A 19,343-nucleotide genomic window follows, 5' to 3' on the forward strand; every position below is an offset into this window, starting at 1 on the left:
ATCGTGCTCGTACCGGCTGGGAGCGGTTCCTCGATTCCTTCGAGGGGGCGTCCGATGAGTGAGCAGTACGAGTACGTCCCCCACCGCCTCCTGCACCGCCGGGTCAGGGACATCGCTTCCGGTACCGAAGGCGAGCTGATGGCCGTGGTCAACGAGAACGTCTCCGATGCCGGAGCGGACCGATGGGTGCGGCTCGCCTACGTCCGCGACCCGTCCGGTCTCGAATTCACCACCGCGGTAAGCAACATCGTGCCCGCCGACTACATCGACACCCTGGAAGCCACCCTCAACCGCCGGTGGCCACAGAACTGACCGCGATCGGCCCCGGACGGCCGCCGGACGCCACACCGAGCGAAGCGCGTAGCGATCCGCCGCGCCCGAATGCCCCGCAGGACGCTCAAGTCGCCGTTTCATGCGGGGAGGCCGTCCCCAGACCCGGATCGGCGGCGTATCGGCCCGCGCCCGGCCGCAGGCGGCCCGCCGGTTCGCTGATGCGGCCGCTCCTGCCGCTCGTCCCCCGTGACCGTCCTTCCGGGGGCTTCCCGCCGGTTCTTTGGCGTTCCGGGACGGGCCGGTCGGTCAAGGGTGGCCGAAGGCCATCGCGAAGCGACGCGACCGCAGGGAGCGCCCTTGAGGGACCGGACCGGCACGGAAGGACGATGGACCGGCGGGAAACCCCCAGCCCCTCCCCGATGCCGACCGGCCGGGTCCCGCTCCCCCACCGCCCGCCCGCACCCGGAAGACGGGTGCGCAGTCGCCCCTCAGGACCCGGCCGAACCAGCCGACCCCGAAGGCGACCCCGAAGGCGAAGCCGAAGGCCGTACCAGTTCCCCCAGCGTCGGGACCGACTCCGGGCGGGAGCGGACCGCCTCCGTGCACTCCCACGCGCGCGGCGGGTCCGCGTCGGGGCCGCCCAGGACCACCGGGCCCGGGCCCGCCGACACCGCGTCGCTCGCCGCCAGCGTGCACACCACCTGGGCCAGCGCCACCGGCTCCAGGTCCTCCGGCTTGCGGCTGAGCCTCAGCGTCCCCGCCGGGTCGCCCTGCCGCGCCGGGGCGACCGACAGCCCGTCCGGAACCACGGAGGTGAAGCCCGCGTCACGTTCCTCACCCGCCGGCCGCTTCTCCAGCACCTCCAGCAGCGCCTGCGCGACCAGCGCCACGGGCTCGCGCCCGGACCGCTTCTCGGGCACCGGAACAACCCGCTCCACACCGACCAGCTGCGAACCGCACACCAGCTCCACCGTGGCCCGGAAGCCCTGCACCCCGCTCGCGCCGGCCGGCTGCGCCGGGGTGTCGCAGGACACCCGGGACGGCGCCGCGCCCACGTCCACCGGCACCGTCGTCGCCCGGATCCCGCAGCCGGACAGCACCAGCAGTGCCACGAAGCCGCCCAGAGCGGCGGGCCCCCTACGCGTCCACGTCATCCGGGACCACCTTCCCCACGTCCATCGGCAGCCGCAGGGTGAAGACGGCCCCGCCGTCCGCGCCGTTCTCGGCCGTGATGTCACCGCCGTGGATGTGCGCGTTCTCCATCGCGATCGACAGGCCCAGCCCGCTGCCGTCCGACTTCGGCCGGGACGCGCTCGCCTTGTAGAAGCGGTCGAAGACGTGCGGAAGCACCTCCTCGGGGATGCCCGGGCCGTTGTCCCTGACCGCGATCACCAGCTGCTCCCCCTCCACGGCCACCGACACCCGCACCGGCGAGCCGCCGTGCTTGAGGGCGTTGCCGATCAGGTTGGCCAGGATCACGTCGAGCCGGCGCGGGTCGAGCCGCGCCACGATCCCGCGCCCGGCGTCGAGTTCGACCGCGTCCAGCCAGGCGCGGGCGTCGATGCAGGCCGTCACCTGGTCGGCGACGTTGACGTCGTCCAGGACCAGCCGCGCCGTCCCCGCGTCGAAGCGGGTGACCTCCATCAGGTTCTCCACCAGGTCGTTCAGCCGCCGCGTCTCGCTCACGACCAGCCCCACCGCCGGCGCGATCATCGGATCGAGGTACTCGACCTCCTCCTCCAGCACCTCGGCCACCGCGGTCAGCGCCGTCAGCGGCGTGCGCATCTCGTGCGACATGTCCGCCACGAACCGCCGGCTCGCCTCCTCGCGCGCGCTCATGTCGGCGACCTTCTTCTCCAGCGCCTCCGCCGTCTTGTTGAAGGTGTGCGCCAGGTCGGCGAGTTCGTCGGTGCCCGACACCTCCAGCCGGTGGTCCAGCTCCCCCTCGCCGAGCCGGCGCGCCGCGTCCCCGAGCCGCTGTACGGGCTTGAGCACGGTCCGCGCCGCCGCCTGCGCGAGCAGCGCCGAGCCGAGCAGCGCCAGGCCCGTCGCGATGGTCAACGACCAGCCCAGGGCGTTGAGGTCGGCCCGTTCCGTGGCGAGGGACTTGTACATGTAGCCCGTCGGCCCGCCGCCCACGATCCGGGTGCCGCCGACGAGGTACGGGTTCCCGTTCGGCTTCGTCCGCTGCCAGTACATGTGGTACTCGGCGTCGTTGGCGGCCGTCGTCTTCTGCCGGTCGTTCACCGCGTGCTGGAGCGACTTCGGTACGTCGTCCAGCCCGAAGGAGTCCGCGCCGGCGGCCCCGAAGACCTTGCGGCCGTCCTTGCGTTCGTGCACGAGCAGCACGCTGTAGCCGGGACTGCTGCCCGCCATCAGATCGGCGGTGCGCTGCATCTCCTCCGCGGTCGGGTCGGCGGGCAGCGCCGCGGCCCGGTTCTGCATCTCCTGGCGGAAGTCCCCGAGGGCCGCGTCCTGGGTACGGGTGAGCACCGCCTCGCGGTTGAGCCAGTAGGCGATCCCGGACGCGGAGACCGCGGCCGTCAGCGCGACCAGTGCGAACACCACCAGCAGCCGCAGCCGCAGGCTGGTCCAGCGCCGGCCCGCGAACAGGGCTCTGATCACTGCGGGGAGTCCAGCCGGTAGCCGACACCCCGGACGGTACGGATCAGCGTGGGTGAGGACGGCACTTCCTCGACCTTGGCGCGCAGCCGCTGTACGCAGGCGTCGACGAGACGCGAGTCGCCCAGGTAGTCGTGCTCCCACACCAGGCGCAGCAACTGCTGGCGCGAGAGCGCCTGGCCGGGCCGGCGGCTGAGCTCCAGCAGCAGCCTCAGCTCGGTCGGGGTCAGCTGGAGGTCCTCGCCGTTCTTCGTCACCGTCATGGCGGCCCGGTCGATGACCAGGGACCCGAACACGGCGGAGTCGCTCGCCTCGCGCTCACCGCGGCGCAGCACGGCCCGGATCCGGGCGTCGAGCACCCGGCCCTGGACGGGCTTGACCACGTAGTCGTCGGCACCCGACTCCAGGCCCACGACGACATCGATGTCGTCGCTGCGGGCCGTGAGCAGGATGATCGGCAGCTGGTCGGTGCGGCGGATCCGCCGGCACACCTCGAAGCCGTCGATCCCGGGCAGCATCACATCCAGCACGATCAGGTCCGGCCGCTGCTCGCGGAGCAGTTTCAGGCCGTCCTCTCCCGTCGCCGCGGTGGCCACACGGTGGCCCTGGCGTGACAGGGAAAGTTCGAGGGCCGTGCGGATGGCGTCGTCGTCCTCGATCAGCAACAGGAAAGGCACGGGCTCATTCTGTCCCATCGGCCGTCGGGACTCGACCGTCGTGGCGTCCCGGATCCGGCCGCGGGTGGCTGTGACAGGCCTGTGACAGTCGAAGGACACCCCGGTTATCTCGGGCGGGCAGGCTTCTGTCATCAAGCACGGACCGAAGCAGACTCCACGACGGGGGGCGCGAGATGAACACGCTGCACAGCACCACGACCAGCGCGGTTGTCACGCGGCTGCACGATGTGAACCGCCGGGCGGGTGTCCGTAACGTCACGGTCGCCCGTCCGCGGCCCGCACACGTCACAGCCATTGACGCGAACCAGTACCAGGCGGTTCCCGCACCGCGCACCCCGTCCTCCACCTCGGAGGCGGAGTTCACGGCCTACGTCCAGGAGCGGCGGGCCGCGCTCTACGCGACGGCCTTCCACCTCACCGGCGACCGCCACGAGGCGGAGGACCTGCTGCAGAGCGCGCTGTTCTCCACGTACCGCGCCTGGGACCGGATCAGCGACAAGGCGGCCGTCGGCGGCTACCTGCGGCGCACGATGACCAACCTGCACATCAGTGCCTGGCGTCGGCGCAAGCTGAACGAGTACCCGACCGAGGAACTGCCGGAGACGGCCTCCGACACGGACGCGATGCGCGGCACGGAACTGCGCGCGGTCCTGTGGCAGGCGCTGGCCCGGATCCCGGAGCCGCAGCGCACGATGCTGGTGCTGCGCTACTACGAGGGCCGCACCGACCCGGAGATCGCCGAGATCCTGGGCATCAGCGTCGGCACGGTGAAGTCGAGCATCTGGCGGTCGCTGCGTCGGCTGCGGGACGACGAGGCGCTGAGCTTCGGGCGTGACGAGGCGGAGTCCTTCGGGGAGCTCGTCGCGTAACGCTCAAAGACCAAGCGGTCGGGGGGTCCGTCCTACGGGGGTGGGGCGGGGGCCGCGGGGGGAGAAGAGGCGGGATCAAGCGGGCGGGGGTCCGCGTGATCCCGCCTTTTCATTTCTCCCCCGCGGTTCAGGCGGATCAGGCCGGGGTGTTCGCCGTACGGTGACGGCCGGCCGCCGCGGCGGCGAGACGGCCGAGGGCCTCGTCACGGGCGCAGGCGTGCGCGCCGAGCCCGACGTGCCGCGCCACGATGCCGCGCTCGGCCCGCATCAGCCGCCAGCCCCTGCGCAGCAGGAACGGGACGGACTTGCGGCCCTCCCGCAGGTCCCGGGCGAGCCGCCGCCTGAAGGTGGTCGAGGGCCGGCCGCGCAGGCAGATCGCGTCCGCGAGCAGCCCGAGCTCCTGGCAGCGCACGACGATGTCGGCGGCGAAGATCCCCTCCGCGATGAACAGCGGGGTCCGGTCGATGTCCAGGGCCTCCGAGCCGGTGCGCGAGGAGGTGGCGATGGAGTACTCGGGGACCTCCGTACGACCCGTCGCACAGAGTTCCTCGATGGCGGCGACGGCGGCGTCCGCGTCCCAGGAGAGCGGGGAGTCCCAGTCGATGTCGGAGCTGCCCTCGACCAGCGGGAGGGTCGGGTCCGTCCCCTCCTTGTAGAAGTCGTCCAGGCGCAGTACGGGCAGGCCCGAGCGGGCCGCGAGCGAGGACTTGCCGGATCCCGAGGGACCGGTCAGCAGGACGACGCGCGTGGGAAGGGGAGATGAACAGCTCACGGGTCATAAGTGTGCGGCATTACCCGGCGTATCAACACACCGCGGACAGCCGCTGCGACGACCCTCACACCGATCGGCGGCTGGAATCGGGCGGACGCCCTCGGCTACGCTGCGTGCGCACTCGACTACGAGCACAGGCGGGAACCCATGGCACGTCACGCAGCCTCCGACCCTTCGCCGAAGCGGCTCCGCGCCGCCGGCCTGACCCTCTCGATGGCCGGCGCGGCCCTGGCGATGGCGGCGGGCGCCGCACAGGCCGGGGAACTCGACGTCCCGGCGGCCGTGGCGGGGGTCGCCAATCCGATCGGGAACCTGAAGGTGAACCCGCTGGCGCACACCGGCGTGGACCCCCTGGACAACGGCGTGGCCACGAAGGTGGCCGATTTCCCCTCGGTCGGGACCACCGCGGTCACCGGCATCCTGACGCAGGGCCCGTCGGTGAAGGAGCTCCCGACGGCCGCCGTGACTTCCCTGCTGTCCCCGGTCCTGCCGAAGTAGGCCTGCCGCCTACGCCTGCGGCCCCCACGGTCGGCTGAACCGAAGGGGCCGCGTCGGCGAAGCCGGCCTAGTAAGAGCTTCCGCCCGCGCCCAGGGAGCCCGTCGGGTGCCAGACCGTCTTCGTCTCCAGGAAGGCGGTCATGCGCGCGGTGCCCGGGTCGGCGCTCCAGTCGTCCACAGGCTGTGGACGCAGGACGCGCTTGAGGTTGTCCGCCGCCGCGATCTCCAGCTCCTTGGCGAGGGCCGCGTCGGCACCCGCCAGGTCGATGGCGTTGACGTCCTGGTGGGAGGCCAGGTGGGGGCCCATCTCGCCGGCCTTGCCGGAGAGGATGTTGACCACGCCGCCCGGGAGGTCGGAGGTGGCCAGCACCTCGCCCAGGGACAGGGCGGGGAGCGGAGACTCCTCCGAGGCGATGACCACGACGGTGTTGCCGGTGGCGATCACCGGGGCGATCACCGAGATCAGGCCCAGGAACGACGAGTCCTGCGGGGCCACGACCGTGACGACGCCCGTCGGCTCGGGGGTGGAGAGGTTGAAGAACGGGCCCGCGACCGGGTTGGCCCCGCCCACGATCTGGCCGATCTTGTCCGTCCAGCCCGCGTACCAGACCCAACGGTCGATGGCCGCGTCGACGACCGCGCCGGCCTTCGACTTCGACAGGCCCTCGGCCTCGCCGACCTCGCGGACGAACTGCTCGCGGCGGCCCTCCAGCATCTCGGCGATGCGGTAGAGGATCTGGCCGCGGTTGTACGCGGTCGCGCCGGACCAGCCGCCGAAGGCCTTGCGGGCGGCGACGACCGCGTCACGGGCGTCCTTGCGGGAGGACAGCGGGGCGTTGGCCAGCCAGTTGCCCTTGGAGTCCGTCACTTCGTACACCCGGCCGCTCTCGGAGCGGGGGAACTTGCCCCCGACGTACAGCTTGTAGGTCTTGAAGACGTTCAGACGGGTCGACTCAGACATCGAGGTAGCCCTCCAGGCCGTGGCGGCCGCCCTCGCGGCCGAAGCCCGACTCCTTGTAGCCGCCGAAGGGCGAGGTCGGGTCGAACTTGTTGAACGTGTTGGCCCAGACGACACCCGCGCGGAGCTTGTTCGCGACCGCGAGGATGCGCGAGCCCTTCTCCGTCCAGATGCCGGCGGACAGGCCGTACTGGCTGTTGTTGGCCTTGGCGACGGCCTCGTCCGGGGTGCGGAACGTCAGCACGGACAGCACCGGGCCGAAGATCTCGTCGCGGGCGACGGTGTGCGCCTGGGTGACGTTCGTGAAGAGCGTCGGGGCGAACCAGTAGCCGGCGGACGGGAGCTCGCACGCGGGGGACCAGCGCTCGGCGCCCTCGGCCTCGCCGGTCTCGGCGAGCGCGGTGATCCGGGCGAGCTGCTCGGCGGAGTTGATCGCGCCGATGTCGGTGTTCTTGTCGAGCGGGTCGCCCAGGCGCAGCGTGGAGAGGCGGCGCTTGAGGGAGTCCAGCAGCTCGTCGTGGATCGACTCCTGGACCAGCAGGCGGGAGCCCGCGCAGCAGACCTGGCCCTGGTTGAAGAAGATGCCGTTGACGATGCCCTCGACGGCCTGGTCGATGGGCGCGTCGTCGAAGACGATGTTGGCGCCCTTGCCGCCCAGCTCCAGGGTGACCTTCTTGTCGGTGCCGGCGACGTGGCGGGCGATCTTCTTGCCCACGGCGGTCGAGCCGGTGAAGGCGACCTTGTTGACGTCCGGGTGCTCGACGAGGGCCGCGCCCGCGTCGCCGTAGCCGGTGAGGATGTTGACGACGCCCTTGGGCAGGCCCGCCTGGCGGCAGATGTCCGCGAAGAACAGCGCGGAGAGCGGGGTCGTCTCGGCGGGCTTCAGCACGACGGTGTTGCCGGTGGCGAGCGCCGGGGCGATCTTCCAGGCCAGCATCAGCAGCGGGAAGTTCCACGGGATGACCTGGCCGGCGACGCCCAGCGGGCGCGGGTTCGCGCCGTAGCCCGCGTGGTCGAGCTTGTCCGCCCAGCCCGCGTAGTAGAAGAAGTGCGCGGCGACGAGCGGGAGGTCCGCGTCGCGGGTCTCCTTGATCGGCTTGCCGTTGTCCAGGGTCTCCAGGACGGCCAGCTCGCGGCTGCGCTCCTGGATGATCCGGGCGATGCGGAAGAGGTACTTGGCGCGCTCGGAGCCCGGCAGCGCGGACCACTTCTCGAAGGCCTTGCGGGCGGCCTTCACGGCGCGGTCGACGTCGGCGGCGCCGGCCTGGGCGACCTCGGCGAGGACTTCCTCGGAGGACGGGGAGACGGTCTTGAAGACCTTGCCGTCGGCGGCGTCGGTGAACTCGCCGTCGATGAAGAGCCCGTAGGAGGGGGCGATGTCGACGACCGAGCGGGACTCGGGGGCCGGTGCGTACTCGAAGAGGGATGCCATGGTGATCAGTCCACCGTCACGTAGTCGGGACCGGAGTAACGCCCGGTGCTCAGCTTCTGGCGCTGCATGAGCAGGTCGTTCAGCAGGCTGGAGGCGCCGAAGCGGAACCACTCGTTGGTCAGCCAGTCCGCGCCCGCGGTCTCGTTGACCAGGACCAGGAACTTCAGCGCGTCCTTGGTCGTCCGGATGCCGCCGGCCGGCTTCACGCCGATCTGGATGCCGGTCTGCGCCTTGAAGTCGCGGACGGCTTCGAGCATCAGCAGCGTGTTGGCCGGGGTGGCGTTGACGCCGACCTTGCCGGTGGAGGTCTTGATGAAGTCGGCGCCCGCGAGCATGCCGATCCAGGAGGCGCGGCGGATGTTGTCGTAGGTGGACAGCTCGCCGGTCTCGAAGATCACCTTGAGCCGGGCGGCGGTGCCGTCCTCGCGGACGCACGCCTCCTTGACGGCCTTGATCAGCTCGTACGTGTCCAGGTAGCGGCCGGCGAGGAAGGCGCCACGGTCGATGACCATGTCGATCTCGTCGGCGCCGGCGGCGACGGCGTCACGGGTGTCGGCGAGCTTGACGGGCAGGGCGGCGCGGCCGGCCGGGAAGGCGGTGGCGACGGAGGCGACCTTGACGTCGGCGCCGTTCAGCCCGGCCTTGGCGGTGGCCACCATGTCGGGGTAGACGCAGACCGCGGCGGTCATCGGCGTGCCGCGGTCGGTCGGGTCGGGGTTGACGGCCTTGGCGGCGAGCGCCCGCACCTTGCCCGGGGTGTCCGCACCCTCGAGCGTGGTCAGGTCGATCATCGAGATGGCCAGGTCGATGGCGTACGCCTTGGCCGTCGTCTTGATCGAGCGGGTGCCGAGCGAGGCCGCGCGGGCCTCCAGGCCGACTGCGTCTACGCCGGGCAGCCCGTGCAGGAAGCGGCGCAGCGCGCTGTCGGACGTCGTCACGTCAGCGAATGCGGTGAGGGTGGTGGGCATGGTCACCACATGAGCATATCTACGCGCGTAGCTTCCTGTCACCCCCCTCGCGCACATCTGCGCGTGACATCCGTCATCGGTGCACCCGGCCGGGTGTACGGCACAATCGGCGGCATGACTACGCCCTCCCCCCACGAGCCGGTCTACGCCGACCGCGTCTACCGCTCCCCCATGGCCGTCGTCACCGGGGTGGGGCTGCTGGCCCTGATCGCGTGGCTGTGCGGGGACGCCGTCGTACGCGGCGAGGGGAGCGCCCGCTGGGTCGGACTCGCCATCGCGCTGTTCGCCGTACCTCTGACGGTCGCCTTCACCCTGCGGCCGGCCGTCTTCGCCAACGACGACCGGATGCGGGTGCGCAACCCCTTCCGCGTCATCGAGCTGCCCTGGGCGGCCGTGGACGCGGTCCGCGCCGGGTACTCGGCGGAGGTGCTCGCGGAGGGGTCGAAGTACCAGCTCTGGTCGGTGCCGGTGTCGCTGCGCGAGCGCAAGAAGGCGAGCCGCAAGTTCAGCCGCCGTGACGCGCTGAGCGGCAAGGGGCTCGGGCAGGACGACGCCGCGGACGCGGCGGCCGCGGCCGGGCCCCAGCGCGCCGCCGCCGACCAGGTCGTGGACGAGCTGCGCGAGCTCGCCGAGCGCGGGGCGGGGCGGCCGACGGCGCAGGGCTCCGTCACCGTGAAGTGGGCCTACGAGATCATCGCCCCCGCCGTCGTCGGTGCGGTCGCGCTGATCGTCCTGCTCGCCACGGGCTGACCCGGCGCGCGACCGGCGAATTACGTCACTCCCCCGGCAGGTCCGGAACCGGCGCCGCCGGGGGGTGCGTCCTCCCGGGTGTGCACCGTCTTGAGGGCAGCGGCAGCGCCGCCACCGCCACACAGCTCCCGCTCCGGCTCCGCCTCCTGAGCGGGGCCCTGCTGGCCGCTCATCTGGTCCTCGTCGGATGGCTCACCCTGCGCCCGCTGGACGTCCCCTGGGCGGCGGCGGCGAACCTGGAGTTCCTGGAGGGCATCCGCGCGGACCTCGCCTACGGGCCGCTGGAGGCCGCGCAGCGGATCGGCGAGGGGGTGGCCCTGCTGGCCCCGCTGGGGGCGCTGCTGCCGCTGGTCGGCGGCCGGCTCACCCATACGTCGCTGGGCGCGTGGTCCTCGCTGGGCCGCACGACGGCCGCGACGGTACTGATCTCCCTGAGCATCGAGATGCTGCAGAGCGCGGTCCCGGGCCGGGTCGTGGACGTGGACTCGCTGCTGCTGAACACGCTCGGGGTGGTCCTCGTCCACCTCGCCGTGCTGCCGGCCCTGAGGGCCCGGATGCGGCGCTCGCTGCGGCCTCAGGGGTCCACCCCGAGAATTACCAGGGTCGGCCTCGCCCCCTGGGCCGAGGTGCTGTCGGCGGTACCGCGGGAGTATTGAGACATCGCACGGGACACGGGATTCCGAGCGGTTCCGATACGAAAGTCCCGACACGAAGGAGACAGACCATGAGCGCGTTGACCCGCCCCCGTGACGGACGGATGATCGGTGGCGTCTGCGCCGGCCTCGCGCGCCGCTTCGGAATCAAAGCGCGGACGATGCGCATCATTTTCGTGCTCTCGTGCCTGCTGCCCGGCCCGCAGTTCCTGATCTACCTGGCGCTGTGGCTGCTGATGCCGAACGAGAAGGCCTCTTCCGCCACCGGTTCGGCGCGGACCGCCTGGTAGGTGCGGACCGCCTGGTAAGTGCGGACGGCCTGGTAGATCGGCCGCGGTGAGTACCCGCCGCAGCCACCCCGGTCGCGGGGGTGGACCCGCCGCGGTCCCCGGCGGGCCCCGGCGGAATCCGAGCGGCGCTCAGCCCGCCTTGCGCACCTTCTCCAGCTGCTTGTCGGCCACTTCCTGCGGGACCAGCACCTTCTTGTCGGCGGAGGCCACGTTGAGGGCCATCAGGCGCACGACCCGGTCCCCCTCGCGCACGACGACCAGGTGGACCTGCGCCGAGACGCCCGCGGCGGCGGCCGTCGTGGTCCAGCTGACGCTCTCGTCGCCGTCGGCCTTGTAGGGGGCCGCCTTCACGTCGCGGTAGCTGCCGGTCTGCTTCTGGACGGTGGCGGTGAAGCCCGCGCCGCAGGCCGCCACGGCCTCGCGCAGCCGGGAGAGGACCCGCTTGGCGTCGCTCTCGCTGTAGGAGCTGACGGAGGCGGAGACCGCGAGCCCGGCCTGCTTCTGCGAGCCGATGCCGCGGTTGACGGTCTCGTGCGCCGCCGGGTCCGGCTTGTCGCCCATGACGTCGGCGAGGGGCTGGCAGGCCTTCTTGTCCGCCTGCGGCTGACCCTCGGGGGCGTTGGGGTTCTTGCCCTGCGCGGAGATCTGGTAGCCGGCCAGGTCGCCCTGCCGGAGGGCAGCCGCCTCCAGGGTGGCGTCCTTCGCCTTGGGCGCGGCGGAGACGACCGGGGCGCCGGAGGCGCCCGGGGCGGGGGCCGCCGCGGAACCCTTCGGGTCCGGTGACCTGCCCGCGGCGGGGGCCGGGGATCCACTGCACCCCACCGCCGCGAGGAGCAGGCAGGGAACCAGCGCGACCATCGTCGCTCGTGCCTTCATGCGCATGACCTAGACCTCATACCCCGTGCGTCGGCGGGCAGTTGGGGGCGATCGTGGCACACCGCACGGCGGAGTACACACCCGTTCGAAGGGGTGTGCGTCCGCCGCACGCGCGTGCGCATCGCGGCAGCGTCAGCCGCCGAGGCCGTTCAGGGCGCCGGTGGCCGGGGCCAGGCCGCCGAGCAGGCCGGTGACCGGCGCGGTCGGGTCGGAGGACTGCTGGCCGTCCTGGCCGTGCTCGGTCTGGTTCGTGAGCGAGCTGGTGGCCCCCGTGACGGTGCTGAGGGCGTCCGTCAGGTTGGCGGCCGGAAGCCCGGCGGCGGAGGCGGTACCGGCAGCGCCCGCGGCGAGGGCGGCTCCGACGACAGCGAGACCGAGGGACTTGGCAGCTGACAGCTTCATGAATTGTCCTTGCGACGGGGAATTGAGCGGCTCCGCAAGCTAGTCACTCCAAACCCTCGGCCGCAAACATAAGACCATATGAGAAAGCACCCGGGAGTTGGTGCTCCCGGGCGCTTTCCGTGGGTCATTCCGTGGCCTAGGCCGATACAGTTCCGCTGGTCGAAGCGGTCTGACGGAACAGCCACTCGGACTTCAGCTCCGCATAGCCCGGCTTGATCACGTCGTTGATCATGGCCAGTCGTTCATCGAAAGGAATGAACGCGGACTTCATCGCATTGACGGTGAACCACTGCATGTCGTCGAGCGAGTAGCCGAAGGTATCGACCAGGTGCTCGAACTCGCGGCTCATGCTGGTGCCGCTCATCAGCCGGTTGTCGGTGTTGACCGTCAGACGGAAGTGCAGCTTGCGCAGCAGACCGATCGGGTGCTCGGCGTACGAGGCGGCCGCGGCCGTCTGCAGGTTCGAGGTCGGGCACATCTCCAGGGGGATGCGCTTGTCCCGGACGTACGAGGCCAGGCGGCCCAGCTTCACCGAGCCGTCCTCGGCGACCTCGATGTCGTCGATGATCTTCACGCCGTGGCCGAGCCGGTCGGCGCCGCACCACTGCAGGGCCTGCCAGATCGACGGCAGGCCGAAGGCCTCGCCCGCGTGGATCGTGAAGTGGTTGTTCTCGCGCTTGAGGTACTCGAACGCGTCGAGGTGACGGGTGGGGGGGAACCCGGCCTCGGCACCGGCGATGTCGAAGCCGACCACGCCGTTGTCGCGGTAGCGGTTGGCCAGTTCGGCGATCTCCAGCGCGCGGGCCGCGTGCCGCATGGCGGTCAGCAGCGCCCCGACGCGGATGCGGTGACCGTTGGCCTTGGCGCGGCGCTCGCCCTCGCGGAAGCCGTCGTTGACCGCCTCGACGACCTCTTCGAGGCTCAGGCCGGCTTCCAGGTGCTGCTCCGGGGCGTAGCGGATCTCGGCGTACACGACGCCGTCCTCGGCCAGGTCCTCGGCGCACTCCGCGGCGACCCGGAAGAGGGCCTCCTTGGTCTGCATGACCGCGCAGGTGTGCGCGAAGGTCTCCAGGTAGCGCGGGAGGGAGCCGGAGTCGGCGGCTTCGCGGAACCAGATGCCCAGCTTGTCGGCATCGGTCTCGGGGAGGTTCTCGTAGCCGACCTCGCGGGCCAGCTCGATGATGGTCCCGGGGCGCAGGCCACCGTCGAGGTGGTCGTGCAGGAGCACCTTCGGGGAGCGGCGGATCTGATCCGGGGTGGGCAGGTTGGGGGTCTCGCTCGTCATCTGCGCACTCTAGCTCCTACGCGCGTAGAGCACCGGTTGGCGCAGGGGGTCGATATGTAACAGAGACCGTACGGACGGGTGGCGTACACCTGTCAGTCTGAGACTGTTCCGCCATGGCACAGCATGCGCCGCCGGCGCGCGGGGCCCGTCTGGGGCGGGCGGCCGGCGCGAACGGCTCGGGTTCGACGGTCAGTGGTGTGGTGCTCCTGCTTCCCGGAGCGTCCAGATTCTCCCCCGGTCCGGTGCGTCCGCTCGCGCGGGCACTGGCCCGGACGGGCGGACGGGACGGGCTGGTCGCGCACACCGTGGCGCACGGCGCGGGCTCCCGGGAGGAGGCCGCGCGGTGGGCGGTGGACGAGGCGTTACGGCTCTACGGGGACGTGCCCGTGTGCCTGGCCGGCTACTCCGCGGGCGGCGGGGCGGCACTGCGGGAGGCGGGGCACGATGCCGTCAACTCGGTGCTGGCGCTAGCCCCTTGTCTGACGGAGGCCGCGCGCGGGGCCTCCCCTGAACCGGTGAAACAGCTCGCGGGCCGGCACGTGCTGATCGTGCACGGCACGAACGACGCGCGCAGCGACCCGGAGGCCTCCTTCCGGCTGGCGGCGCGGGCCAAGAAGGCGAATCGTTCTACCTGTCGGTTCGAGGTGCACTCCGACGGCCACGGGTTGCGGGACCACCAGGCGGAAGTGGTGGCGCTCTGCGTGGACTTCGTCCTCGGGTCCATGTTCTCCGGGCGGTACTCGCGGCCGGTGACCGACGCCCTGGCCGCGCCGCCGCCGCTGGGGCTGCGGATGCCGCTGGCCTCGGGATTCGGGCGGTCCCTGCGGGGCTGAGGATCCACTGTCGGGCGGGCGGCGCGAGCGTAGAGTGAGGAGTGGACTCGGGGTGGCTCGGGGTGCCTTGCGGGAGGCGGTCACCGATGGCCGGACTGGTGCGCAGAAGCTTCGACAGCGCCGACGAGACGCGGTCGTTCGAGGGCGGCAAGGGCAGGATGGACCTCCTCCAGACCGCCGACGGGCCCGTCGGGCGGGCCGTGTGCGAGCCGGGCTGGAAGTGGTCCGAGCACGTGAAGCCGCTGGCGGGCACCGACAGCTGCGAGGCCGCGCACACGGGCTACGTGGTGAGCGGACGCATCCAGGTCGTCATGGACGACGGGGAGAGCAGCGAGTTCGGCACCGGTGACTTCCTGCAGATCGCGCCCGGACACGACGCCTGGGTGCTGGGCGACGAGCCGTGCGTGGTCCTGGACTGGACCGGGTACGGGAACTTCGCGAAGCCGTCGTCCTGATCCGTCACCCGTCGAGGAAGACGGGATTGGTGAGCGCCGCCGGGGCGCCCGGCAGCGGCGGGGCGCCCGCCGGGTGGCGGACCTCCGCCCGCACGTAGGCCGAGCGCGCCGGCGTGGTGTGCCACTCCAACGGGGCGGGCACCGCGTCGGGCGCGGCGGCGGGGACGGTGAGGACCACGCCCTGGTCGGTCACCAACCGCAGCTCGCAGCCAGCGGTGGCGGAGCCGGTCACCGAGAGCCTTACGAGCACGTCCGTGTCCGGGCCCGGGGTGGACAGGCGCCCGCCGATGCCGGCGTGGGCGCCGCGGTCGGTCACTGCGTCGAAGGAGACGGTGACGCGGTCGGACTCCGCGGCGTAGGACCGTCCGGAGCGCAGGCCCGCCAGGACCGCCTCGCGGGTGAGGTCGTCGGCCAGGACGACGGTCTGCGGGGTGCCGACACGGTCCGGGTCGCGGTGGTGGTCGCTGGCCGCGACGGCCGGGAGCCAGTGGTCGCCGCGGGCGCCGCGCAGGGTGGCGTCCCAGGAGGCCAGGGCGACCTCGTCGTCCGGGGTCCAGGGACCGTTCCAGACCTCCACCGCGTCGGCCTCGCCGAAGCCGAACTTCCAGGCGCAGCCGATGCAGGTGGCGTGCGGGTGCGCGGGCACGACGAGGCCGCCCGCGCCCCGGATCGTACGGGCGAACCGGCCGAAGCGGTCGTCGCGGGCCCGGTAGCGCCAGTCGACGAAGGTGCCGGGGTCGGTGCCGACGGCGAGGACGTGGCCGGTGCGGGTGGTGACCTCCTCTCCGGTGAGGACCAGGAGCTCCGGGGGGACGACGTCGGCCCAGGCGGTGTGCGCCGAGTGGGTGTTGTGGTCGGAGGAGTTGATGAAGTCCAGGCCGGCGGCGCGGGCGAGGGCGGCTATCTCGGCCGGGGTGCGGCGCCCGTCGGAGTGCACGGAGTGGACGTGGCAGTCGCCCCGGTACCAGGCGCGGCCGCGGCCCCGGGCGCGCTGGGGCGGGTAGCGGCGCGGGGCCGCGGGGGCGGCGGGTCCGTAGGTGAAGGTCGCGGTGATCTCGTACGGGAGCCCTCGCGGGGCCACCGTGTACGGGCCGAGGAGCAGGTGCCAGCGGCCGGCGTCGATGGGGCCGGGCAGGTAGCCGGGGGTGGCCGCGTCGGTGCGCAGGAAGAACTCCGAGCGGGCGCCGCCGGACCAGCCGCGGAAGCCGTGGCCGCCGAGGGCGGTGCCGCGCGGGTCGAAGATGCCGATGTCGAGGGCGTTGCCGGGGGTGCCGGACGGCACCGGGGGCTTCTCGTAGGTGTAGGAGACGTGCAGCTCGCGTACGCCGGCGGGGACGTCCAGGGGGACTTCGACGAAGTCCGGGGCGCCCGCGGGGATGGTGCCGCGCAGGGTCCTGGTCGTGGGGGCTCCCCCGGTGCCGGTGCCGGTGCCCGTGCCGGTGACGGCGGAGGGGACGTGCGGGGCGGCCGCGGCGGCCGCCAGCAGATCGCGTCGGGTCATCGCCATGTCCCCAGGGTGACCGGGTGAGGTGAATCCCGCGTGGATTCGGTGTGTGGGGCGGGGTCTGGGCCGACAGGGCCTAGCCGGTGCGCGGGGCCGGGGTGGGGGTGTGGAGGAGGGTGGTGGCCCGGTCCAGGCTGCGGGTGAGGGCGGGACGGGTCGGGCCGGTGGCGAGGACGTACGCGTGGTGGAGGGTGCCGGTGGGGGCCCGGTGGACGGTGGCGTCCGGCGGGACCTGGAGCCGGACGCGGACCACTCCGGGCAGGGCGCGGGCGGCGGCGAGGGCTTCGGCGGCGCCGGCGGGGCCGCCGCCGGGCGGGAAGTCGACGTAGCGCAGGCCCGCGTGGGCGGTGGCGGGCGGTTTGCGGACGGGCGCGGGCAGGCCGAGGCCGGCGGTGAGGGCGTGGGCGAGTACGTCGGTGCCGTGGGCGAGGCGCAGCAGCTGGGTGACCTCCTCGGCGCCGGGGTGGGGGTGGGTCTCGATCAGGCGGGGGCCGCGGGCGGTGAGGACGACCTCGGTGTGGGAGGGGCCGTCGCGGTGGCCGGCGAGGTCGAGTACGCCGCGTACGAGGGCCCGTACGGCTTCGGCGGTGGCGGGGTCGAGGGCGACGGGCGCGTCGTGGCCGGCGGCGGTGGGGGCGTGGGCGGGCGGGCCCGGGTCGGGGCAGGGGCCCCGGTCGGGGTCGGGGGCGGGCAGGGTCCTGGTCCAGCCGAGGACGCGGTGGCGGCCCTGCCGGGAGAGGGTCTGGACGGCGAGTTCGGGGCCTTCAAGGAACTCCTCCACCAGCAGGTCGGTGATCTCGGGGTAGTACGGGGCGGCGGCCCGTGCCCCGGCCTCGTCGTGGACGACGAGCACGCCTTCGCCGTGGGTGCCCGCCCGGGGCTTGATGACGCAGGGGTAGCCGATGAGGGTGGTGAGGAAGGGGATCAGGGCGGCCCGTCCGCAGCGTGCGAAGGAGACGGGCCGGGCGGGGTGGAGGGTGTTGGCGCGGGCGCGCAGGGCGGCCTTGTCCATGAGGGCCGAGACGGCGGAGGCCGGGGTGCCGGGCAGACCGAGGGCCTCGTTGGCGCGGGCGGCGGCCAGGGCCGTGGCGGGGCCGAAGCCGAAGACGCGGGCCCGGCCGTGGCCGGCCTCCGCCAGCCGGGCGACGGCCCGGACCAGGCGGGGGTGGTCGCGCCAGTCCGTCCGTACCCGCCGCTCCGCCCCCTCACGGTCGGATGGCACCGATGGATCCGGCGCGACCACCACGGCGCGCGCGCCCGCACGGCGGGCGGCGGCCACCTCGGCCGGGCGCGGGCCGAGCAGGACCGCCACGGGTCGGTGCCGTGGTCCGGTGGTCGTCCCCTGCTGCCGCATACCGCGCTCCCCCCGTCACGCCGTGCCCCCACTGTGCCGGTCCGGCATATGCCTGAGTCGCCCTTTCAGGCGTCGAGTTGCCGCCTTGCGGGAACACGAGGGGTTTATAAACAGACACACACAGGGACGAATAGGCATATGCCAGTGGATGCCGAGGAAGTCGACCGGGCGGAGGGCGGGGGCGATCTGAGCCCCGCCGCGCAACGCCTCTACGCCTACGCGGTGGAGCGGCCGGCCTTCACCGCCGCCGAGGCCACCTCGGCCCTCGGCGTCCGCGCGGGTGCCGCGATCACCGAGCTGGCCGCCGGCCACCTGCTCCAGCGGGCCCCGGGGACGGGCCCCGAGCGGTGGACCGCGGTGGCGCCCCGGGCGGCGGCGGCCCGCGCGCTGGCCCCGCTGGCGCTGCTCGTACGGGAGACCCACGACGAGATGGACCGGCTGCGCGGACGGCTGGAGGCGCTGGTGCCCGCGTACGAGGCGGGGGCCGCGCACCGGGACCTGAGCGGGGCGGGCCGGCTGGAGCTGGTGACGGACCTGGGGGCGGTGCGCGGGCTGATCACGGAGCTGGCGGCAGGGTGCGAGCGGGAGCTGCTGACCTCCCAGCCGGGCGGCGGGCGGCCGCAGGAAACCCTGGAGGAGGCGGTCGGGCGGGACGAGTCGCTGCTGGCCCGCGGGGTCCGGATGCGGACGATCTACCAGCACACGGCGCGCTACTCACGGCCGACGGCGGCGTACGTCGAGCGGGTGACGGCGCTGGGCGCGCAGGTGCGGACGCTGGGCGACGGGCTGATGCGGATGCTGATCTTCGATGCGCGGACCGGGCTGATGGCGGTGCCGGACCGGACGGGGGCGGCACTGGTGGTCCGGGAGCCGAGCGTCGTCCACTTCATGACGGCCGCCTTCGAGCGGTCCTGGCTGGGGGCGCAGCCGTTCGCCACGACGGTGAGTCCGGAGGCGGCCCGGTCGATCTCGGACGAGCTGCGGCAGACGATCGTGCGGCTGCTGTCGGAGGGGCTGGAGGACAAGGTGATCGCGCGCAGGCTGGGGATGTCGGAGCGGACGTGCCAGCGGCACATCGCGGAAATCATGCGGGCGGTGGGCGCCAAGTCCCGCTTCCAGGCCGGGTACCTGCTCTCCGCTGCCGCGGACCACCACCCGGACCGCCGCCCGGACCGGGACCCCGGAACCGGCGGACCGGTCCGCTGACGCGTTGTTAGTCTGCGGCGATGGGACTGGACATCACCGTGGTCATGGCCGACTGGGAACACCTGGCCCGGATACCGGCCGCCGCGCGCCTGGACGCCCTGATCGACGCCGTGTGCCCGGACTACTGCTGCGATCCGTGCGAGGAGGCCGACCGCACCGTGCCGGGCGGCTGGGTGTGGCAGCGGCGGACGCCGTGGTGCGCCGAGTACCGGTTCTTCGGGACCACCGGTACCTACGCCTGGCACTTCCGGCTCGCCGAGGCCTGGGAGGACCTGCGCCCGTCGGCCTCACCCGCGCTGCGGGAGGCCCTCGACCGTTTCCTGGGCGGCCTGTTCTGGCACGGCCCGGACCAGCAGGCGGCAGCGGAACCGGACGACGGCCCCCGGCCCGCCCCCGGCTTCCCGGGCGACCCCGCACCGTGGCGCCCCGAGGTGCTCGCGCTCGGTTCCCCGGACGAGGTGGCGGCGCTGACCCGCGCCTGGGAGACGGCCGCGCCACGGCTGGAGGAGCTCCGGGAGCCCTTCGCCGCCTCGGCCGGCCGCCGGCCGGCCTGGTTCGCCACCTTCGACGTCGCCGGCGCGCTCCTGCGCGAGTGGGGTGACGTGGCCACGGGGGCCGGGGAGCGCGGCTGGGGGCTGATCGGGCTGCCGTACTGAAACGCGACCG

At 72.9% G+C, this 19,343-nt stretch carries 22 protein-coding genes; 10 read left to right on the forward strand and 12 right to left on the reverse strand.

Annotation, left to right across the window (positions count from 1 at the left end):
• The first annotated feature begins 54 nt into the window (after positions 1 to 54).
• Positions 55 to 312 (forward strand): hypothetical protein, encoded by a 258-nt coding sequence (locus tag ABZW32_RS25250; protein WP_356219611.1) that lies wholly within the window; start codon positions 55 to 57, stop codon positions 310 to 312.
• Between the two features lie 449 nt (positions 313 to 761).
• Here ABZW32_RS25250 and ABZW32_RS25255 read toward each other — a convergent pair whose 3' ends face one another.
• The 3 genes from ABZW32_RS25255 to afsQ1 are packed head-to-tail and all read right to left on the reverse strand — an operon-like array spanning position 762 to position 3,572.
• Positions 762 to 1,427, reverse strand: coding sequence for a hypothetical protein (locus ABZW32_RS25255; RefSeq protein ID WP_356219614.1), 666 nt, complete (start codon positions 1,425 to 1,427; stop codon positions 762 to 764).
• Positions 1,411 to 2,898, reverse strand: coding sequence for a HAMP domain-containing sensor histidine kinase (locus ABZW32_RS25260; protein WP_356219617.1), 1,488 nt, complete (start codon positions 2,896 to 2,898; stop codon positions 1,411 to 1,413). The genes ABZW32_RS25255 and ABZW32_RS25260 overlap by 17 nt, the downstream gene beginning before the upstream one ends.
• Complete coding sequence (afsQ1, locus tag ABZW32_RS25265; protein ID WP_180291024.1) at positions 2,895 to 3,572, reverse strand: two-component system response regulator AfsQ1; 678 nt, start codon at positions 3,570 to 3,572, stop codon at positions 2,895 to 2,897. The genes ABZW32_RS25260 and afsQ1 overlap by 4 nt, the downstream gene beginning before the upstream one ends.
• 173 nt (positions 3,573 to 3,745) lie before the next feature.
• On the opposite strand from afsQ1, the gene ABZW32_RS25270 reads away from it, so the two are divergent.
• Positions 3,746 to 4,441 (forward strand): SigE family RNA polymerase sigma factor, encoded by a 696-nt coding sequence (locus ABZW32_RS25270; RefSeq protein ID WP_280919596.1) that lies wholly within the window; start codon positions 3,746 to 3,748, stop codon positions 4,439 to 4,441.
• Between the two features lie 136 nt (positions 4,442 to 4,577).
• Here the strand turns inward: ABZW32_RS25270 and ABZW32_RS25275 are convergent, their stop codons facing one another.
• Positions 4,578 to 5,174: an ATP-binding protein gene (locus tag ABZW32_RS25275; RefSeq protein ID WP_356219686.1), complete on the reverse strand. Its 597-nt coding sequence runs from the start codon at positions 5,172 to 5,174 to the stop codon at positions 4,578 to 4,580.
• Positions 5,175 to 5,360: 186 nt separating this feature from the next.
• Between ABZW32_RS25275 and ABZW32_RS25280 the strand changes: the two genes are divergently transcribed.
• Positions 5,361 to 5,711 carry a hypothetical protein gene (locus ABZW32_RS25280; protein ID WP_356219620.1) on the forward strand — a complete coding sequence of 117 codons (351 nt, stop codon included), beginning with the start codon at positions 5,361 to 5,363 and terminating at the stop codon, positions 5,709 to 5,711.
• A 67-nt stretch (positions 5,712 to 5,778) separates the two neighbouring features.
• Here ABZW32_RS25280 and ABZW32_RS25285 read toward each other — a convergent pair whose 3' ends face one another.
• The 3 genes from ABZW32_RS25285 to deoC are packed head-to-tail and all read right to left on the reverse strand — an operon-like array spanning position 5,779 to position 9,069.
• Positions 5,779 to 6,672, reverse strand: coding sequence for an aldehyde dehydrogenase family protein (locus ABZW32_RS25285; RefSeq protein WP_356219623.1), 894 nt, complete (start codon positions 6,670 to 6,672; stop codon positions 5,779 to 5,781).
• Entirely contained in the window at positions 6,665 to 8,101 is a 1,437-nt protein-coding gene (locus tag ABZW32_RS25290) for an aldehyde dehydrogenase family protein (RefSeq protein WP_215148402.1), read from the reverse strand. The genes ABZW32_RS25285 and ABZW32_RS25290 overlap by 8 nt, the downstream gene beginning before the upstream one ends.
• A 5-nt stretch (positions 8,102 to 8,106) precedes the next feature.
• Positions 8,107 to 9,069, reverse strand: coding sequence for a deoxyribose-phosphate aldolase (deoC, locus tag ABZW32_RS25295; protein ID WP_356219688.1), 963 nt, complete (start codon positions 9,067 to 9,069; stop codon positions 8,107 to 8,109).
• 114 nt (positions 9,070 to 9,183) lie between these two features.
• On the opposite strand from deoC, the gene ABZW32_RS25300 reads away from it, so the two are divergent.
• The 3 genes from ABZW32_RS25300 to ABZW32_RS25310 all read left to right on the forward strand — a co-directional run bounded on the left by ABZW32_RS25300 (position 9,184) and on the right by ABZW32_RS25310 (position 10,762).
• Entirely contained in the window at positions 9,184 to 9,819 is a 636-nt protein-coding gene (locus ABZW32_RS25300; RefSeq protein WP_356219626.1) for a PH domain-containing protein, read from the forward strand.
• 146 nt (positions 9,820 to 9,965) lie between these two features.
• Complete coding sequence (locus tag ABZW32_RS25305) at positions 9,966 to 10,475, forward strand: VanZ family protein (RefSeq protein WP_356219690.1); 510 nt, start codon at positions 9,966 to 9,968, stop codon at positions 10,473 to 10,475.
• A gap of 68 nt (positions 10,476 to 10,543) precedes the next feature.
• Entirely contained in the window at positions 10,544 to 10,762 is a 219-nt protein-coding gene (locus tag ABZW32_RS25310) for a PspC domain-containing protein (protein WP_356219629.1), read from the forward strand.
• Between the two features lie 129 nt (positions 10,763 to 10,891).
• Here ABZW32_RS25310 and ABZW32_RS25315 read toward each other — a convergent pair whose 3' ends face one another.
• The 3 genes from ABZW32_RS25315 to ABZW32_RS25325 form a co-directional block, all read right to left on the reverse strand.
• Positions 10,892 to 11,638: a hypothetical protein gene (locus ABZW32_RS25315; protein WP_356219632.1), complete on the reverse strand. Its 747-nt coding sequence runs from the start codon at positions 11,636 to 11,638 to the stop codon at positions 10,892 to 10,894.
• 132 nt (positions 11,639 to 11,770) lie between these two features.
• Positions 11,771 to 12,040 (reverse strand): hypothetical protein, encoded by a 270-nt coding sequence (locus ABZW32_RS25320; RefSeq protein ID WP_356219635.1) that lies wholly within the window; start codon positions 12,038 to 12,040, stop codon positions 11,771 to 11,773.
• 136 nt (positions 12,041 to 12,176) lie between these two features.
• A complete protein-coding gene (locus tag ABZW32_RS25325) occupies positions 12,177 to 13,325 on the reverse strand; it encodes an adenosine deaminase (protein ID WP_356219637.1) in 1,149 nt (382 codons plus the stop codon).
• A gap of 113 nt (positions 13,326 to 13,438) precedes the next feature.
• Here ABZW32_RS25325 and ABZW32_RS25330 point away from each other — a divergent pair, with 113 nt between their 5' ends.
• On the forward strand, positions 13,439 to 14,158 hold the full coding sequence (locus tag ABZW32_RS25330; protein ID WP_356219639.1) for an alpha/beta hydrolase: 720 nt from the start codon (positions 13,439 to 13,441) through the stop codon (positions 14,156 to 14,158).
• Positions 14,159 to 14,244: 86 nt separating this feature from the next.
• Complete coding sequence (locus ABZW32_RS25335) at positions 14,245 to 14,613, forward strand: cupin domain-containing protein (RefSeq protein WP_356219641.1); 369 nt, start codon at positions 14,245 to 14,247, stop codon at positions 14,611 to 14,613.
• Positions 14,614 to 14,617: 4 nt separating this feature from the next.
• Here the strand turns inward: ABZW32_RS25335 and ABZW32_RS25340 are convergent, their stop codons facing one another.
• Together ABZW32_RS25340 and ABZW32_RS25345 are read right to left on the reverse strand one after the other, a co-directional pair.
• Complete coding sequence (locus ABZW32_RS25340; protein WP_356219644.1) at positions 14,618 to 16,120, reverse strand: CehA/McbA family metallohydrolase; 1,503 nt, start codon at positions 16,118 to 16,120, stop codon at positions 14,618 to 14,620.
• Between the two features lie 73 nt (positions 16,121 to 16,193).
• On the reverse strand, positions 16,194 to 17,471 hold the full coding sequence (locus ABZW32_RS25345; protein WP_356219645.1) for an ATP-grasp domain-containing protein: 1,278 nt from the start codon (positions 17,469 to 17,471) through the stop codon (positions 16,194 to 16,196).
• A gap of 144 nt (positions 17,472 to 17,615) precedes the next feature.
• On the opposite strand from ABZW32_RS25345, the gene ABZW32_RS25350 reads away from it, so the two are divergent.
• Positions 17,616 to 18,677: a helix-turn-helix transcriptional regulator gene (locus ABZW32_RS25350; RefSeq protein ID WP_356219647.1), complete on the forward strand. Its 1,062-nt coding sequence runs from the start codon at positions 17,616 to 17,618 to the stop codon at positions 18,675 to 18,677.
• A 20-nt stretch (positions 18,678 to 18,697) separates the two neighbouring features.
• Entirely contained in the window at positions 18,698 to 19,333 is a 636-nt protein-coding gene (locus tag ABZW32_RS25355) for a hypothetical protein (protein ID WP_356219650.1), read from the forward strand.
• Positions 19,334 to 19,343 lie beyond the last annotated feature (10 nt).

The organism is Streptomyces sp. NPDC004667 (genome assembly GCF_040609475.1).
Taxonomy (GTDB): Bacteria; Actinomycetota; Actinomycetes; order Streptomycetales; family Streptomycetaceae; genus Streptomyces.

Coding starts and splice junctions, on each gene's coding strand:
- ABZW32_RS25250 (WP_356219611.1), top strand. CDS start 55: ATGAGTGAGCAGTACGAGTACGTCCCCCACCGCCTCCTGCACCGCCGG.
- ABZW32_RS25255 (WP_356219614.1), bottom strand. CDS start 1,427: ATGACGTGGACGCGTAGGGGGCCCGCCGCTCTGGGCGGCTTCGTGGCA.
- ABZW32_RS25270 (WP_280919596.1), top strand. CDS start 3,746: ATGAACACGCTGCACAGCACCACGACCAGCGCGGTTGTCACGCGGCTG.
- ABZW32_RS25280 (WP_356219620.1), top strand. CDS start 5,361: ATGGCACGTCACGCAGCCTCCGACCCTTCGCCGAAGCGGCTCCGCGCC.
- ABZW32_RS25285 (WP_356219623.1), bottom strand. CDS start 6,672: ATGTCTGAGTCGACCCGTCTGAACGTCTTCAAGACCTACAAGCTGTAC.
- ABZW32_RS25290 (WP_215148402.1), bottom strand. CDS start 8,101: ATGGCATCCCTCTTCGAGTACGCACCGGCCCCCGAGTCCCGCTCGGTC.
- deoC (WP_356219688.1), bottom strand. CDS start 9,069: ATGCCCACCACCCTCACCGCATTCGCTGACGTGACGACGTCCGACAGC.
- ABZW32_RS25300 (WP_356219626.1), top strand. CDS start 9,184: ATGACTACGCCCTCCCCCCACGAGCCGGTCTACGCCGACCGCGTCTAC.
- ABZW32_RS25310 (WP_356219629.1), top strand. CDS start 10,544: ATGAGCGCGTTGACCCGCCCCCGTGACGGACGGATGATCGGTGGCGTC.
- ABZW32_RS25315 (WP_356219632.1), bottom strand. CDS start 11,638: ATGAAGGCACGAGCGACGATGGTCGCGCTGGTTCCCTGCCTGCTCCTC.
- ABZW32_RS25320 (WP_356219635.1), bottom strand. CDS start 12,040: ATGAAGCTGTCAGCTGCCAAGTCCCTCGGTCTCGCTGTCGTCGGAGCC.
- ABZW32_RS25325 (WP_356219637.1), bottom strand. CDS start 13,325: ATGACGAGCGAGACCCCCAACCTGCCCACCCCGGATCAGATCCGCCGC.
- ABZW32_RS25330 (WP_356219639.1), top strand. CDS start 13,439: ATGGCACAGCATGCGCCGCCGGCGCGCGGGGCCCGTCTGGGGCGGGCG.
- ABZW32_RS25335 (WP_356219641.1), top strand. CDS start 14,245: ATGGCCGGACTGGTGCGCAGAAGCTTCGACAGCGCCGACGAGACGCGG.
- ABZW32_RS25340 (WP_356219644.1), bottom strand. CDS start 16,120: ATGGCGATGACCCGACGCGATCTGCTGGCGGCCGCCGCGGCCGCCCCG.
- ABZW32_RS25345 (WP_356219645.1), bottom strand. CDS start 17,471: ATGCGGCAGCAGGGGACGACCACCGGACCACGGCACCGACCCGTGGCG.
- ABZW32_RS25355 (WP_356219650.1), top strand. CDS start 18,698: ATGGGACTGGACATCACCGTGGTCATGGCCGACTGGGAACACCTGGCC.